The sequence below is a fragment of the uncultured Caulobacter sp. genome (genome assembly GCF_937900395.1).
Lineage (GTDB): Bacteria > Pseudomonadota > Alphaproteobacteria > Caulobacterales > Caulobacteraceae > Caulobacter.
Genome location: NZ_CALCDX010000211.1, coordinates 1 through 14037, shown reverse-complemented (window position 1 = coordinate 14037; position 14037 = coordinate 1). Strand labels below are relative to the sequence as shown.

The following is a 14037-nucleotide window of genomic DNA, read 5'->3' as shown; positions in this document are numbered from 1 at the left end:
ACGTGGACCCAGGTTGCCCAGATAAAAGCTCCTTTCAAAAGAGGAGTTTGGTTGGAATCCACCTGAATGCCCTCGATGTAAAAACCCCTCGCGTTTGGAAAGATAACAGCGGTCCTAAAACACTGACTGGTCTGAGAGAACTGGATCTTGGTTTTTCACTTTCATATTGGAGGTTGATTGCACCAAAAGTTGACTTGTCTGCAAAAGCAAGTCTGATGTTTCATGATTACGAGGCTGAAGACAGAGGTATTTATACGCCAGGTACCAACAAAATCGGTATTGAAGTTGAACCAAGCATAAATATTAAAGCGCTGAAAGAAGAAAGTGTTTTCAATATGTTCCTTACTACCGGTATCGGTGGTGGATTGTATGGTAAAGAGTTTGGTGCTTATGTTCCAGCAGGTTTAGGCTTGCAGGCTAACTTCAGCAGCAACACTTATGTTTTAGTACAATCTCAATATCGTTTTACCCTTACTAAAGATGTGTTGAGAGACAACCTTTTTTATTCTGTAGGTATCGCACAAAAAATCGGAAGGGATATTCCTAAAGTTGTTCCTCCACCGCCACCACCTCCGCCATCACCGCCACCTTCACGACGCCGTAGTCGCTTCCCGCCATCTGCTGGATCATCTGCGAACCGAGGTTCGAGGTCATCACGACCACGGTGTTGCGGAAGTCCACCGTGCGGCCCTGGCCGTCGGTCAGGCGGCCGTCGTCCAGCACCTGCAGCAGCACGTTGAAGACGTCCGGGTGGGCCTTCTCGATCTCGTCGAACAGCACGACCTGGTACGGACGGCGGCGGACGGCCTCCGTCAGCGCCCCGCCCTCGTCGTAGCCGACATAGCCGGGAGGCGCGCCGATCAGGCGGCTGACCGAGTGCTTTTCCATGTACTCGGACATGTCCATCCGGGTGATGGCCGCCTCGTCGGCGAACAGGAACTCGGCCAGGCTCTTGGTCAGCTCGGTCTTGCCCACGCCCGTCGGGCCCAGGAACAGGAAAGAGCCGATCGGCTTGGACGGATCCTGCAGGCCGGCGCGGGCCCGGCGGACGGCGTCGGAGACGGCTTCCAGCGCCTCGTCCTGGCCGACCACGCGACCGCGCAGTTCGTCCTCCATCTTCAGCAGCTTCTCGCGCTCGCCCTCGAGCATCTTCTCGACGGGCACGCCGGTCCAGCGGCTGACGACGGCGGCGATCTGCTCGGCGTCGACGACTTCAGGGGTCAAGGCCTGGGTGTCGCTTTCCTCGGCCTCGGCCAGGCGCTTTTCGAGCGCCGGGATCTCGCCGTACTGGATCTGGCCGGCGCGGGCGAAGTCGCCGGCGCGCTGGGCGTTGGCGAGGTCGGCGCGCAGGCGGTCGAGGGCTTCACGGGCTTGCGCCGCGCCGCCGACCTTTTCCTTCTCGGCCTTCCACTTGGCGGTCATCTCGTCGCTGCGGAACTGCAGGTCGTCGATCTCGACCTCCAGGTTCTCCAGGCGCTGTTTGGAGGCGGCGTCGGTTTCCTTCGAGAGGGCCTCGCGCTCGATCTTCAGCTGCACCAGGCGCCGGTCGATCTCGTCCAGCTCCTCGGGCTTGGAGTCGATCTGCATGCGCACGCGGCTGGAGGCCTCGTCCACGAGGTCGATGGCCTTGTCCGGCAAGAAGCGGTCGGCGATGTAGCGGTTGCTCAGGGTCGCGGCGGCGACGATGGCGCTGTCGCTGATCCGCACGCCGTGGTGGACCTCGTACTTCTCCTTCAGGCCGCGCAGGATCGAGATGGTGTCCTCGACCGTCGGCTCCTGCACGAACACCGGCTGGAAGCGACGGGCCAGGGCCGCGTCCTTCTCGACGTGCTTGCGGTACTCGTCGAGCGTGGTCGCGCCGACGCAGTGCAGCTCGCCGCGCGCCAGGGCGGGCTTCAAGAGGTTGGAGGCGTCCATGGCCCCGTCGGTCTTGCCGGCGCCGACCAGGGTGTGCATCTCGTCGATGAACAGGATGATCGAGCCCTCGGCCGCCGTGGTCTCGGCCAGCACGGCCTTCAGGCGCTCCTCGAACTCGCCGCGGTACTTCGCGCCGGCGATCAGGCTGCCCATGTCCAGCGACAAGAGCTTCTTGTCCTTCAGGCTCTCGGGCACGTCGCCGTTGACGATGCGCAGGGCCAGGCCCTCGACGATGGCGGTCTTGCCGACGCCAGGCTCGCCGATCAGGACGGGGTTGTTCTTGGTGCGGCGCGACAGGACCTGGATCGTGCGGCGGATTTCCTCGTCGCGGCCAATCACGGGGTCCAGCTTGCCGTCGCGCGCCGCCGCCGTCAGGTCGCGGGCGTAGCGCTTGAGCGCTTCATAGCCTTCCTCGGCGTTGGCGCTGTCGGCGGTGCGGCCCTTGCGGATGGCGTTGGCGGCCGTCTCCAGGGCCTGGGCCGAGGTCCCGGCCTCCTTGAACAGCTTGGCCGCCTCGCCGCCTTCCTTGGCGATGGCGATCAGCAGGCGCTCGGTGGTGACGAAGGCGTCGCCGGCCGTCTTGGCGGCCTTCTCGGCCTCGGCGAAGACGCGGGCGGTGTCGGGCTTCATGTAGAGCTGGCCGCCGGCGCCATCGACGCGCGGCGTCTTGGCCAGCAGGGTCTCGACGCCGCCGTCCAGCTGGTCGGGGCGGCCGCCGGCGCTCTGGATCAGGGCGCGGCTCAGGCCGTCCTTTTCCTCGAGCAGGACCTTCAGAATGTGTTCGGGCGCGAACTGTTGATGGCCTCGCGCGAGGGCCAGGCTCTGGGCCGACTGAACGGCCTGCTTGGCGCGGTCAGAGTAGAGATCGATGTTCATAATGTCCCCTTCCTAGGCGGATCGGGACGCGTCGCCTTGATCAAGCACAACGCGTCCTGAGCGGGATTTAGGTGTGGCTGATCGGCCACACAAGGTCTACCAGCCTCGGCTCGCCAGATATCGTTCCAGGGCCTGGATCCGCACCGCGTCGGACGGGTGGGTCGAGCCCAGATCGCCCTGGGCGCCCGCGGCGCCCTTGGCCTCGTCCATGGCCTGCATGTTCTCCCACAGCTTCACGGCCTCGCGGGGGCGGTAGCCGGCCCGCTGCATGAAGTCGACGCCCAGGCGGTCGGCTTCCAGCTCCTGCTTTCGTGAGAAGGGCAAGAGCACGCCGTACTTGGCCGCCTCGTCGCCGTGGTCCTTCAGGAGCTTGCCGAAATCGCTGCTCCCCGCCGCCGCGCCGGCGATGCCCAGCAGCACCTTGGCCGTGGTCTGCTGCGAGGCGCGCTCGGCCGCGTGGTGGGCGACGACGTGGCCGGCCTCGTGGCCGATGACCGCCGCCAGCTGGTCGTCGTTCTGGACCATGGCCAGCAGGCCCACCGTCACCCCGACGTGGCCGCCGGGGAGGACGAAGGCGTTCGGCGCCTCGTCCAGAAACACCGCGTAGTCCCAGGGACGGTTCGACAGGCCCGCCGCCTCGATCACCCGCTGGCCGACGGCGCGCACCCGCTCGTTCTTGCGGGGCTCCTTGGAGATGTAGGCCGTGCGCAGCGTGTCGGCCCAAGCCTTCTCGCCCTCGGCGGCCAGGTTGTCGTCCTTGACGATCAGCAACTGATCCCGGCCGAGGTCGGCGTTATAGGCGCAGCCGCCCAGCGCGGTCGCGGCGGCCAGGAGCAGCGGCAGGGTCAGACGGCGGATGAGGGCCATGGGCTCGGCGAGAAATGTTTCCAACACGACATAAGCTTATCTCCGGCGTGAGGACCGCGCGCAACCGACCCCGCCGCGACCTTACCGAATTGTCATCTCGTCGCGCGGCGCGCCGATCATCGCCGTAGCTCCAGCAGGTCGAGTTTCGACTCCTGGCGCGGCCACGGCAGCGCCAGGCGATAGCGGCCGGTCCCGATGCGCTCGAAGACGCCGACCTGGTCGCGCTCGCGATCCCGGCCGTACTGGGCGCGGCCCTCGCCGCTTCCCCAGGCCACCGCGCCCAGGAACACCAGGCGACGCGAGGCCTCGGGATAGAGATGGCCGGCCTGGCGCTGCGAGCCGGTGACCTTCTCCAGCACGAGGTCGCCGCCCGGCGTCAGCGCCACCCGGCAGCGGAACCAGCCATAGGCGACGAGGCCGGGTCCGCCGTTCTGCGAACCCAGCTTGATCGTGCGGCAGCGATAGGCGCCCGGCGTCGGCTGCGGGCGCGGCAGCGAGACGCGAGGATCGGCCAGCGCGCCCAGACGCGTCAGCTCCCGGCCGTGGCCCTGAGCCCGCGCTTCCGACAACGCCGCGTTCCAGGCCTCGTCCAGCCGCTCCACCCGGCGGATGTCCGCCCGGTCGGCGTCGGAACGCCAGTCGCCGGAAGCCGCCGAGGCGGGACCGGCGGCCAGTATCGAAAGAGCGAGCGCGGCAACGAAGCGCATGGGTGGCTCCTGGAGGTGGACGACCCAGGCTAACGCCACGCGGCGGCGGAAGTTCGACGGCGTCGCCCAACGAAAAAGGGAGCCGCTTTCGCGGCCCCCTTTCACACGTCGTCAGGCGACTGACCCGAAGGATCAGCCCTCGTCGGAGCCGCCCTCGGCCGGGGCGCCCTCGCCCGCCTCGAAGCTGCGCGGGGCGCGGCGGCGGCGGGGCTTCTTGACCTCTTCGCCTTCGGCCGACGCTTCGGGCGCCGGCGCGGGTTCGGCGCGTTCGGTCTTGCGGCCGAGGAAGGCCGGGGCGTGGCTGACGGCGCCGTCCTGGCCGCGCAGCAGGGGCGAGCCCTCGCTGGCCGGCGCTTCGGCGGTCAGGGGCGAGGCTTCCGGCTCGATCACGGCCATCGGATCGCGCTCGCCGCGCGGCTGCCAATCGCGGTCGCGATCGCGATTGCGATCGCGGCGGCGGCGGCCTTCGCGGTACTCGCCCTCGCCTTGCGGCTGTTCGCCCTCGGCGGCGCGGTCTTCGCGCGGACGATCATCGCGGTCGCGGAAGCGATCTTCGCGAGGACGATCATCCCGGGGGCGATCGTCGCGCGGACGATCATCACGGGGACGGTCGTCGCGGCTGCGGTCACGATCACGGTCGTCGCGGTCGCGCCAACGGTCGCGGCGGCCTTCGCCATCGCGGTTGCGGTCGTCGCGGTTGCGGTCGCGGTCACGATCGCGGTTCCGATCGCGGCCTTCGAAGCGGTCGCGGCGTTGCTCGCCGCCCTCGCCCTCGGCGCCTTCGCCCTGGGCCTGGCCCTCGGCCGGCGTCTCGGCGACTTCCGGCTCCTCCGGCGGCTCGGCCTCGAAGTCGATCTCGTAGGCGGCGTAGACGTCCTTGCCGACGATGTCGGCCACCGGACGATTCGGCTGGATCGCGCGCAGAACGCGGAAATAGTGCTCGGCGTGCTGGAGATAGTTTTCCGCCAGCACCCGGTCGCCGGACGACGAGGCGTCCCGGGCCAGCTGCTGGTACTTCTCGTAGACGCTCTGGGCCGCGCCGCGCACCTTCACGCCTTCCGGACCGTTCGAATCGAACGCGCGGTTGGCGTTGTGCTGCTGAGGCTTGCCGCCGTTGCCGCCACGATTGTTGCGGCCCCGCTGGCGCTTCATGCCCTTGAAATCTCTCATGTTCTCTTCTGAACCTGTCCGGGGAGGTCAGTCTTGAGCTGGCGCATCCGGCCTTGCTGGTCTCTAGGCGGGTCGACCCCTCGTCGATGTCAGAGACACTGGTTTCCGTAGAGCCCCCGCCCTGCTCTTTGCGGCGCGGCGACCGGCGGACCGGGCGCGCCTGCCGGGGGAGCCTCGCCAGCGCCTTAAGCGCTCGCTTTTCCCATCACCCGGCGATCTGGAAGGAGACAGGACTCGTCTAGCGGTTCACGCCCCGGTTTCCAAGGGATTTTTCACCCCGGTCACCACACGGTCGTGCGTGGACAGGTCCTTGATGGTCCGAACCTGCTGCGCGCCCGCGGCGTTGAACAGGGCTTCAACGGCCTTGGACTGGTCGTAGCCGATCTCGACGGCGAACATGCCGCCGGGCTTCAGCACCCGCAGGATCTCCGGCGCCAGCAGGCGGTAGGCCTCCAGGCCGTCCTCGCCGCCGTCCAGGGCCAGACGCGGTTCGTGGTCGCGCACTTCCGGCTCGAGGGTCTCGATCACCGCCGTCGGGATGTAGGGCGGATTGGAGACCACGAGGTCGAAGCTGGCGTCGGAGAGGCCCGCCGTCCAGTCGCCGTGCAGGAAGGCCGCGCGATTGTTGAGGTCCAGGTTGGCGGCGTTGTCGCGCGCCACGGCCAGGGCCTCGCTGGAGGCGTCCACGCCCAGGCCCTTGGCGGCCGGGCGCTCGGCCAGCACCGCCAGCAGGATCGTGCCCGAGCCGACCCCCAGGTCCAGCATCGAGAACGGCATGGCCTCGGGGAAGGCCTTCAGCACCTCGTCGACGATGACCTCGGTCTCGGGACGCGGGGTCAGCACGTTCTTGTTCACCTGCAGCAGGATCTTCCAGAAGCCCTTGCGGCCGATGATGTGGCTGACCGGCTCGCGGCGGGCGCGGCGGGTCAGATAGGCGTCAAGCGTCGCGGCCTGCTCGGCGGTCAGCTCGCGATAGGGATCGGTGACGATCTCGGTGCGCGTGACGCCGGCGGCGACCTCCAGCATCAGGCGCGCGTCGATCGAGGGCTGATCGATGCCGGCGTCCTTCAGGCGATCCTTGGCGGCGGTCCAGGCTTTGACGAGGGTCTGGGTCATGGCGAGGATGTAGCGTGTCGGCGGCCGGGAGGCGAGGTGTGTTTGAAGCTCGGATGAGCTATCTTGGATACGCGGAGGATGAAAATGGATCAGACTCGCGAGGGCGCTGAACACGAAGCGAAGCTGGCTAAGTTGAGGGCCGAGCTGAAAGAGGGCGAGGAAAGCGGCTTCGTCGAGGACTTCGATTTCGACGCGTTCATCGCCGAGTTAAACGCACGCCACTCAGGATCAAAGTAAGCCCGTCATCCCGCGACTTGTTCGCGGGACCCATTTATCCGCCGCACGGGCGGAGCGAGGCGACTCTTCACGTGTAGACTGAACCATGGGTCCCGCGCATGAAGCGCGGGATGACGGTTACTGTTGGGCCAGAAGAACCCCATCGCCCTCCCTCACCGTCCCGCCCTGCGTCACGGTCAGGTAGATGCCGCAGAACATGTGGCCGTAGTGGTCGAACAGCGCCTTGACGAGATCGGCGTCGCGCTCGCCCGTGTCGGGATCGACGTGGGTGGCGGCGCAGCGGACGATGGGCTTGAGGACCTCGGCGGTCGCGTCGCCGATCGTCAGGGTCCGGCCCGTCCAGTCGTTCTCGACCCAGGCCGGCCAGCCTTCGACGTAGAGGTTGGCGCGGAACCGCAGCGGATCGAGGTCTCGGCCGAGGCGCTGGGACAGGTCGCGCACGCTGGCGAGGTTCACGATGGAGACGAAGCCCGACTTGCTGTCCATGAACCGGTGCGCGCCCGGGCCTTCGATCACCTTCAGGGGCCCTGAAGCCTCCTCGCCCAGAAAGCCCGCCAGCCAGGCCTCGAAGCCGGCGCGTCCGGCCGATGCGCGCAGGTCCCCGGCGAAGTCGGGATGGCCCTCGGCGCGGGCGGAGAGCACCCCGCTGGCCTGGTCATAGGCGGTGCGGACGCGGGCGACCGCGGGGATCTTGGCCAGCACCGTGAACTTCATCTTCGAGATGTGATCGGGCGCGGCCGGATCGAAACCGCTGGGACCATCCTCGACCGCGTACAGCCGGTCGCACGGAAAGCACGCCCCCGCCTCCAGCAAAGCGGACGTCAGCCGCTCGGGCGTGAAGCCCTTGACGGGGTGGCGGTAGAGCGAGGCGATCGTGGCGTTCATGGCCGGGCAACATCCGGCTCGACTCGGCCCATGGCAAGGCTTGCCGGAAGCGCCGCTCGGAACGCAGCGCGGACGGTCGGGGTTCTTGCAACTCTGGAGGGCGCTTCATGAGCGACGCCAAGCTGCGTCCAATCCTGTCCTGGCTGAAGTCGCGGCCCTATCACCTGGCGCCGTGGATCGTGCTGCTGGCGGCCGCGCCGTTCGCCCTGCCCCGCAAGCGGCCGGAGACCCAGCTGGTCGATCCGCCCGGCTTGTCCGAGGACCGCGCCATGCCGCCGCACGACTTCGAGGCGGCCGAGCCCCGGCGGGGCCGCGCCGCGCATCATCCGGTCCATATCCCGCTGCTGGGCTGGCGCGACATCGTCTGGCGCACCTGGCGCGAGATCAGCGTCGACCGCCTGCCGGCCGTGGCGGGCGGCGTGACCTTCTACACCCTGCTGGCCCTGATCCCGGCGATCGGCGCCTTCGTCTCGCTGTATGGCCTGTTCGCCGACGTGCGCACGGTCGAGCAGCAGCTGCGCGACATGGCCGGCGTCTTCCCCCCGTCCGTCGTCAAGATCGTCGGTGAGCAGATGCTGCGCCTGGCCAGCCAGGGCGAGACCAAGCTGGGCGTGGCCTTCGGCTTTTCGCTGCTGCTGTCGATCTGGAGCGCCAACGCCAGCATGCGCAACCTCTTCGAGGGCCTCAACATCGCCTATGACGAGGCGGAGAAGCGCCACATCGTCCGGCGCACCCTGCTGAGCTACGCCTTCACCTTCTGCGCCCTGGTCTATGCGGCGGCGGTCTCGGCCGTGCTGATCGTCACGCCGTGGCTGCTGAAGGCCGCGCGGCTGTCGGCCCTGGAGGTCTATTGGGCCCCGATCCGCTGGCTGATGGTGATGGTCATGACGGCGGCGGCCTTCGCCGTGCTCTACCGCTTCGCCCCCAGCCGCGCCCAGGCGCGGTGGCGCTGGGTCTGGATCGGGGCGACGACGGCCTCGGCGGGCTGGCTGGTCGGCTCGCTGGGCTTTTCGACCTACGTCAACCGCGTCGCCCATTTCGACGCCACCTACGGCCCGCTGGGCGCGATCATCGCCTTCATGGTCTGGGTGTGGTTCTCGATCATGGCGATCCTGATCGGCGCCGAGCTGAACGCCGAGATCGAGCACCAGACCGCCGTCGACTCCACCACGGGCCCCGAGCAGCCGATGGGCGCGCGCGGCGCGGCCATGGCCGACACGGTGGGTCTGGCCTTCCACCCCTGGGAGCTGATCCGCCGCGAGGCCGGCGTCGTCAAGCGGATGACCGGCGGCGCGTGGAAGCGCGTCCGGGGACGCTAAGCCTTCGGCTGGATCCGCGAGGGCTTGATGGCGCGCAGCGCGAACTTGAAGCTCTCGCCATTGTCCTCGCTGAACGCCAGGTCGAAGTCGGCCTGGTAGAAGGCGCGGTAGTCGGTCATGGCGGTGCGGCCGACCTGCTCGTAGCGAGGCTGCTGCAGGAAGACCAGGGTCTCGGGCTGGATCACCCGCGTATGTCCCGGATCGCCCCAAGCCCAGCGAGACGTCACCGACGGACAGGTGGCGCATAGCAGGCCACCGTGCTTCAGGATGCGCCAGAACTCGCTGAACTGCGCCAGGAAGAACCGCCAATCGCCCTGCTGGCCGGTGTGCTCCAGCACCTCATAGGCGTGGATTTCGTCGAAATGGTCGTCTGAGAACGGATAGGGCAGGATGTTGAGGTCGTGGATGACGTCGGCGCCGGAGTGCGGATCGATGTCCAGCGTGGTCAGGTCGTTCCAACCCGGATTGGACGCATCGCCGACACGCTTGTCGCGGCTATTGCCGCAACCGATTAGAAGTTCCGGCATGCCCCGCTCCCCAGCCTGATCCTAGAGTCAGGACCTGACTTCAAGCTAAGCGATTCGACAGAACGCCGCTCCGCGAATTATCCACGCCCCACCCGCTGTACGGAACCACCATGCCTCTGCCCACGCCCCATCAAGACCGCGAACTGGCCGACATCGTCGCCCTGGTGAACTCGGCCTATCGGGGCGAGCTGGCGGCCAAGGGCTGGACCAGCGAGAGCTATCTTCTGGGCGGCCAGCGCACGGACGAGGCGACCTTGCGCGCCGACCTCGCCGCCAAGCCCGGCGCGACCATCCTGACCTTCCGCGACGACGCCGCCGCCAAGCCTTACGCCTGCGCCTGGCTGGAGCCCACCGACGGCGAGGCCTGGTACGTCGGCATGGTCACCGTCTCGCCGCTGCGCCAGGACGGCGGCATTGGCCGCGCCATGCTGGAGGCCTGCGAGGCGCATGCGAGGGCTAAAGGCGGCCGGCGCATGCGGATGACCGTCATCTCCGTCCGCGACACGCTGATCGCCTGGTACCAGCGTCGCGGCTACCAGCTGACCGGCGAGACCCAACCCTTCCCCTACGGCGACGAGCGGTTCGGCCAGCCCCAGCGCGACGACCTGGCGTTCGTGGTGCTGGAGAAGGCGCTCTAAGCGACCGCATTACCGAAGCTTAAGTAGCTCCTCGCGGCGCGGCGCGATCACATGCGGTCGCTTTCCGATCAGGGGTCTTCGATGCGTCTTCCGTTCCATGCGGCCACCGGCGCCGCGGTCGCCGTCCTTCTCGTCGCCTCGGCTCCGGCCTGGGCCGCGCCGACGCTCGTGCCGCTCGGCCAGCCCCTCGCCCGCTTCGACAAGATCAAGCCCGCCACGCACCGCTATCTGCGCTATCGCCAGGTCGGCGACACGATCACGCCGCTGGACGTCTGGACCCGCCAGATCCGCATCGAGCCGGACGCCTCGGGCGTGAAGCGGCTGCACATCGTCCAGCACTGGGACGGCGCGGCGCCGGGAACGGTCAAGCAGCTCGACTCGTGGTTCGAACTCGGGACCTTCCGGCCGTTCACCCACCAGCGCAGCACCACCGGCAAGGACGGCCAGACCAAGGTCGAGGGCTTCGACTTCAAGCCCGATCGGATCGTCGGCCTGAAGGACCTGGCCGGCAACGCCCAGGCCGCCTACGACATGGCTTCGCCCCAGCCGGCCTTCAATTTCGAGACCGACATGGAGACCCTGCAGGCCCTGCCGCTGGCGAAGGGCTACGAGGCGCGGATCGTCTTCCACCACCCCGGCGGCGACGCGCCGGCGCCCTACCTGTTCAAGGTCGCGGGCTCTGAGACCCTGGCCAGCTCGGCCGGCGGCAAGGTCGATTGCTGGGTGGTCACCACCGACTACAACCATCCCGAATGGCCGCCAGCGCGTTTCTGGCTGGCCAAGGACAGCCAGGTGGTGGTCAAGGTCGTCTCGCCCGCGCCGGATGGATCGACTTGGGTTAAGACGCTGCTCTGGTGAGCTCTGGGCGACCCGCCGCGGGGTCCAGCGTCCCTGCGTCCGACGTTGACCTAAGGTCACCAGCCTTGGTTACGGAGTATGTGCGAACTGATCGCATTGCTTCCGCTACCAAAAGTCAGACAAATAAAATGAAGGCCCAGGACAAGCGCGAGTCCAGAGATTCCGAACATCTCCACCCGCGACATTTTGTCCAGGTAAAGGCCAGTTATATTGGAGTTAATACCTATAATATCTGATGCCTCATCGAAGAGATGCAACGGCGCGCTCTTCGTATGAAGGCAATAGTCATGTTGAGGCTGCGCAATCTATCCATCATGGCGCGCCTGCGCCTGGTGGTGCTGTTTTCAGGTATTGGCCTGGCGATCGCGATCGGCGTCGGGCTGCTGAACCTGTCCGGCACGATGCACGACGACATCGCGCTCAAGACGCGCAGTCAGGTCGAGACGGCCGTGTCGGTCATCGACCACTATTACGCCGAGTCCCAAGCTGGACGCATGACCGAGGCCGAGGCCAAGGCCGCCGCGATCGGCGCCGTGAAGGCGATGCGCTACGGCGGACAGGAATATTTCTGGATCACCACGCTTGAGACCAAGATGGTGATGCACCCGATGAAGCCCGCGCTGGACGGCAAGGACGTGTCCGCGAACCGCGACCCGAAGGGCAAGGCGCTGTTCTCCGAAATGACCAAGGTCGCCAAGGCGAACGGCCGCGGCTTCGTGAACTACATGTGGCCCAAGCCCGGCCATGATCAGCCGCAGCCGAAGATCTCTTACGTGGCGCTGATGCCGGCCTGGGGCTGGATCGTCGGGTCTGGCGTCTATGTGGACGACATCGACACCGCGATCGGCAAGGAGGCCCTGGAGCAGGTCGCCATCGGGCTCGTGCTCGTGCTGATCGTCGGCGTCGGCGCCGCCCTTCTGGGCCGGACGATCACCCGGCCCATCATGACCCTGACCCAGCGGATGAGCGGCCTGGCCGAGGGCGACAAGGACAGCCCCGTCCCGTTCGCCGACCTGGCCAACGAAACGGGCGAGATGGCTCGCGCCCTGGCCGTGTTCCGCCAGGCCGCGCTGGACCGCGACCGCCTCGAGGCCGAAACCGCGGCCATGCGCGACCAGGCGACCGCGGAAGCCCAGAAGCGGGCGGAAGCCGAACGCGCGGCGGCCGAGGTCCAGCGTCGGGTGGTCTCGGACGTCACCGCCGTCGCGGCGCGGCTGGCCGAGGGCGACCTGACCGTGCGCCTGGCGCGGGACTTCCCCGCCGACTACACGGAGCTGCGCGAGAACCTGAACGCGGCGCTGGCCCAGCTGGCCTCGGCGATGAAGGCCGTGCGCGACAACCTCGTCGATGTCGGCTTCGTCGGCACCCTCTGGGAAGGCTCGACCATGCCCCTCCAGAACGTGACCTACTTCACGCCCTTTTCCGGCGGTGATCACGGCCTCGTGGCCCGCGCCTTCGAGCACATGAACACGACGATTCCGGCGATCGCCGACAACTGGTCCAAGCTCAACATCGTGCCGGTCTCGTCCTTCATCACGGACAGCTATCACCTCTGGACGAACTTCCCCATCAAGTCGCTGGACGATCTCAGGAACCGCAAGATCAACGCGCCCGGCACCTCCGCCAACTGGCTGACCGGCACCGGCGCGACCCCGGTCGATGGCGCGCTGACGACCTATTACACCGATATCCAGACCGGTGTTTCGGAAGGCGCGCTCTCGTTTTTCGTCGGCATCCTGCCGACGCGGGTCTACGAGGTCGCCAAATACATCACCAAGGTCGATCTGGGCGCGATGTATGTCGGCGGCATCGGCGTCAACAAGGAGCGGATGGAGAAGTTCCCCAAGCCGGTGCAGGACGCGATCCGCGCCGCCGGCAAGGCGTCCACCGCCGCGCATACCAAGGATGTCGCGAGCCGGATCGCCTCCTCGGAAGCCGAAATGGTCTCGAAGGGCGCGATTGTCTCGACCCTGCCGACGGCCGATCGCGAGCGCTGGATCAAGGGCCTGCCGAACATCGCCAAGATCTGGGCCGATTCCTCCGGTCCGGCGTCGCGCGGCGTGCTGAAGGCCTATTTCGCCACCCTGCGCGATTCCGGGGCCTCGCCGCCCCGCGCCTGGGACAACGAAGCCTGAGCCTTGCTCCCTGGCCTCTCCGCCGGGAGGGGCCTTTTCGCCTGACAGCAGGATTGCGCATGTCCGAGAATTCCGATCTCGCCGCCATTGAAAGCGGCGGCCAGCAGGCGCCGGGCGATCCGCTCGGCCACTTCGCGAGCCTCGTGGCCGCCATCGGGACGGTCTGGACCTTTCTCCTGATGTTCCTGATCGTCGCCGACGTGGTCGGACGCAGCTTCCTCTCGATGCCGATCACCGGCGTCGCGGAGATCGCGGCGCATTCGATCGTGGCGATCGTGTTCCTGCAACTGGCGGCGGCGGTCCATGCCCGGCGCATGACGCGCGCCGATTTCCTGATCGAGATTCTCCACAAGCGCACGCCCGTGGTGGCGCGGCTCATCGAAGCCTTCTTCCTGCTCGTCGGCATGGCGGTGATGCTCGGCATCGCCTACGCGACATGGAAGCCGCTCGTCACCGCCTACACGGGCAATGAGTTCTTCGGCGTGCGCGGCGTCTTCACCATCGTCACCTGGCCGATCCGCGCGATCATCCTGTCGGGATCGGTGCTGGCGGCGCTCGTTTTCCTGATGCAGGCCGTGCAGGAGCTGGCGCTCCTGCGCAAGCCCGTTTCCTCAACCTGACGGGCGAGCGGACATGGACCCCATTGTCATCGGCTTCGTGCTCATCGCGGCCCTCGTGGTTCTCGTGATGCTGGGCATGCACATCGGCCTCGTGCTGCTCTCGCTCGGGGCGATCGGCGTCTGGCTGATCCGCGACAACCTCGGCCTCGCGTTCTCGATGACGGC

General features: G+C 67.3%; 11 protein-coding genes and 3 pseudogenes. 6 read left to right on the top strand and 8 right to left on the bottom strand.

The features are described from left to right. Nucleotides 1-624 precede the first annotated feature (624 nt). The 6 genes and pseudogenes from clpB to prmC form a co-directional block, all read right to left on the bottom strand. Nucleotides 625-2793: pseudogene (gene clpB, locus Q0379_RS18385) on the bottom strand (ATP-dependent chaperone ClpB); the annotation flags it as partial. Nucleotides 2794-2889: 96 nt separating this feature from the next. Further along, the gene (locus Q0379_RS18380) at nucleotides 2890-3660 is read right to left on the bottom strand and encodes a M48 family metallopeptidase (protein WP_299014938.1); all 771 of its coding nucleotides are present in this window, start codon (nucleotides 3658-3660) and stop codon (nucleotides 2890-2892) included. A gap of 116 nt (nucleotides 3661-3776) precedes the next feature. Further along, nucleotides 3777-4367, bottom strand: a complete 591-nt coding sequence (locus tag Q0379_RS18375; RefSeq protein ID WP_299014935.1) for a DUF4893 domain-containing protein — start codon at nucleotides 4365-4367, stop codon at nucleotides 3777-3779. 132 nt (nucleotides 4368-4499) lie between these two features. Further along, on the bottom strand, nucleotides 4500-5537 hold the full coding sequence (locus tag Q0379_RS18370; protein ID WP_299014933.1) for a DUF4167 domain-containing protein: 1038 nt from the start codon (nucleotides 5535-5537) through the stop codon (nucleotides 4500-4502). Further along, nucleotides 5534-5710: pseudogene (locus Q0379_RS18365) on the bottom strand (hypothetical protein); the annotation flags it as partial. The gene Q0379_RS18370 and the pseudogene Q0379_RS18365, both read right to left, overlap by 4 nt. Before the next feature lie 73 nt (nucleotides 5711-5783). Beyond that, the gene (prmC, locus tag Q0379_RS18360) at nucleotides 5784-6653 is read right to left on the bottom strand and encodes a peptide chain release factor N(5)-glutamine methyltransferase (protein WP_299014931.1); all 870 of its coding nucleotides are present in this window, start codon (nucleotides 6651-6653) and stop codon (nucleotides 5784-5786) included. A 108-nt stretch (nucleotides 6654-6761) separates the two neighbouring features. Here prmC and Q0379_RS18355 point away from each other — a divergent pair. After that, nucleotides 6762-6890, top strand: a pseudogene (locus Q0379_RS18355) (type II toxin-antitoxin system ParD family antitoxin); the annotation flags it as partial. 117 nt (nucleotides 6891-7007) lie between these two features. On the opposite strand, the gene Q0379_RS18350 reads toward Q0379_RS18355, so the two are convergent. Further along, nucleotides 7008-7775, bottom strand: a complete 768-nt coding sequence (locus Q0379_RS18350) for an MOSC N-terminal beta barrel domain-containing protein (RefSeq protein ID WP_299014929.1) — start codon at nucleotides 7773-7775, stop codon at nucleotides 7008-7010. Between the two features lie 107 nt (nucleotides 7776-7882). Here Q0379_RS18350 and Q0379_RS18345 point away from each other — a divergent pair, with 107 nt between their 5' ends. Then, the gene (locus Q0379_RS18345) at nucleotides 7883-9094 is read left to right on the top strand and encodes a YihY/virulence factor BrkB family protein (RefSeq protein WP_299014927.1); all 1212 of its coding nucleotides are present in this window, start codon (nucleotides 7883-7885) and stop codon (nucleotides 9092-9094) included. Here the strand turns inward: Q0379_RS18345 and Q0379_RS18340 are convergent. Then, entirely contained in the window at nucleotides 9091-9621 is a 531-nt protein-coding gene (locus Q0379_RS18340; protein WP_066730199.1) for a class I SAM-dependent methyltransferase, read from the bottom strand. The two genes, Q0379_RS18345 and Q0379_RS18340, sit on opposite strands and share 4 nt — an antisense overlap. Nucleotides 9622-9731: 110 nt before the next feature. Between Q0379_RS18340 and Q0379_RS18335 the strand changes: the two genes are divergently transcribed. The 4 genes from Q0379_RS18335 to Q0379_RS18320 all read left to right on the top strand — a co-directional run bounded on the left by Q0379_RS18335 (nucleotide 9732) and on the right by Q0379_RS18320 (nucleotide 13872). Further along, a complete protein-coding gene (locus Q0379_RS18335) occupies nucleotides 9732-10259 on the top strand; it encodes a GNAT family N-acetyltransferase (RefSeq protein ID WP_299014912.1) in 528 nt (175 codons plus the stop codon). 81 nt (nucleotides 10260-10340) lie between these two features. Beyond that, nucleotides 10341-11117, top strand: a complete 777-nt coding sequence (locus tag Q0379_RS18330) for a hypothetical protein (protein ID WP_299014909.1) — start codon at nucleotides 10341-10343, stop codon at nucleotides 11115-11117. Between the two features lie 287 nt (nucleotides 11118-11404). Then, a complete protein-coding gene (gene dctP / locus Q0379_RS18325) occupies nucleotides 11405-13252 on the top strand; it encodes a TRAP transporter substrate-binding protein DctP (RefSeq protein ID WP_299014906.1) in 1848 nt (615 codons plus the stop codon). 59 nt (nucleotides 13253-13311) lie between these two features. Next, complete coding sequence (locus Q0379_RS18320; RefSeq protein ID WP_299014904.1) at nucleotides 13312-13872, top strand: TRAP transporter small permease; 561 nt, start codon at nucleotides 13312-13314, stop codon at nucleotides 13870-13872. Nucleotides 13873-14037 lie beyond the last annotated feature (165 nt).

Coding starts and splice junctions, on each gene's coding strand:
- Q0379_RS18380 (WP_299014938.1), bottom strand. CDS start 3,660: ATGGCCCTCATCCGCCGTCTGACCCTGCCGCTGCTCCTGGCCGCCGCG.
- Q0379_RS18375 (WP_299014935.1), bottom strand. CDS start 4,367: ATGCGCTTCGTTGCCGCGCTCGCTCTTTCGATACTGGCCGCCGGTCCC.
- Q0379_RS18370 (WP_299014933.1), bottom strand. CDS start 5,537: ATGAGAGATTTCAAGGGCATGAAGCGCCAGCGGGGCCGCAACAATCGT.
- prmC (WP_299014931.1), bottom strand. CDS start 6,653: ATGACCCAGACCCTCGTCAAAGCCTGGACCGCCGCCAAGGATCGCCTG.
- Q0379_RS18350 (WP_299014929.1), bottom strand. CDS start 7,775: ATGAACGCCACGATCGCCTCGCTCTACCGCCACCCCGTCAAGGGCTTC.
- Q0379_RS18345 (WP_299014927.1), top strand. CDS start 7,883: ATGAGCGACGCCAAGCTGCGTCCAATCCTGTCCTGGCTGAAGTCGCGG.
- Q0379_RS18340 (WP_066730199.1), bottom strand. CDS start 9,621: ATGCCGGAACTTCTAATCGGTTGCGGCAATAGCCGCGACAAGCGTGTC.
- Q0379_RS18335 (WP_299014912.1), top strand. CDS start 9,732: ATGCCTCTGCCCACGCCCCATCAAGACCGCGAACTGGCCGACATCGTC.
- Q0379_RS18330 (WP_299014909.1), top strand. CDS start 10,341: ATGCGTCTTCCGTTCCATGCGGCCACCGGCGCCGCGGTCGCCGTCCTT.
- dctP (WP_299014906.1), top strand. CDS start 11,405: ATGTTGAGGCTGCGCAATCTATCCATCATGGCGCGCCTGCGCCTGGTG.
- Q0379_RS18320 (WP_299014904.1), top strand. CDS start 13,312: ATGTCCGAGAATTCCGATCTCGCCGCCATTGAAAGCGGCGGCCAGCAG.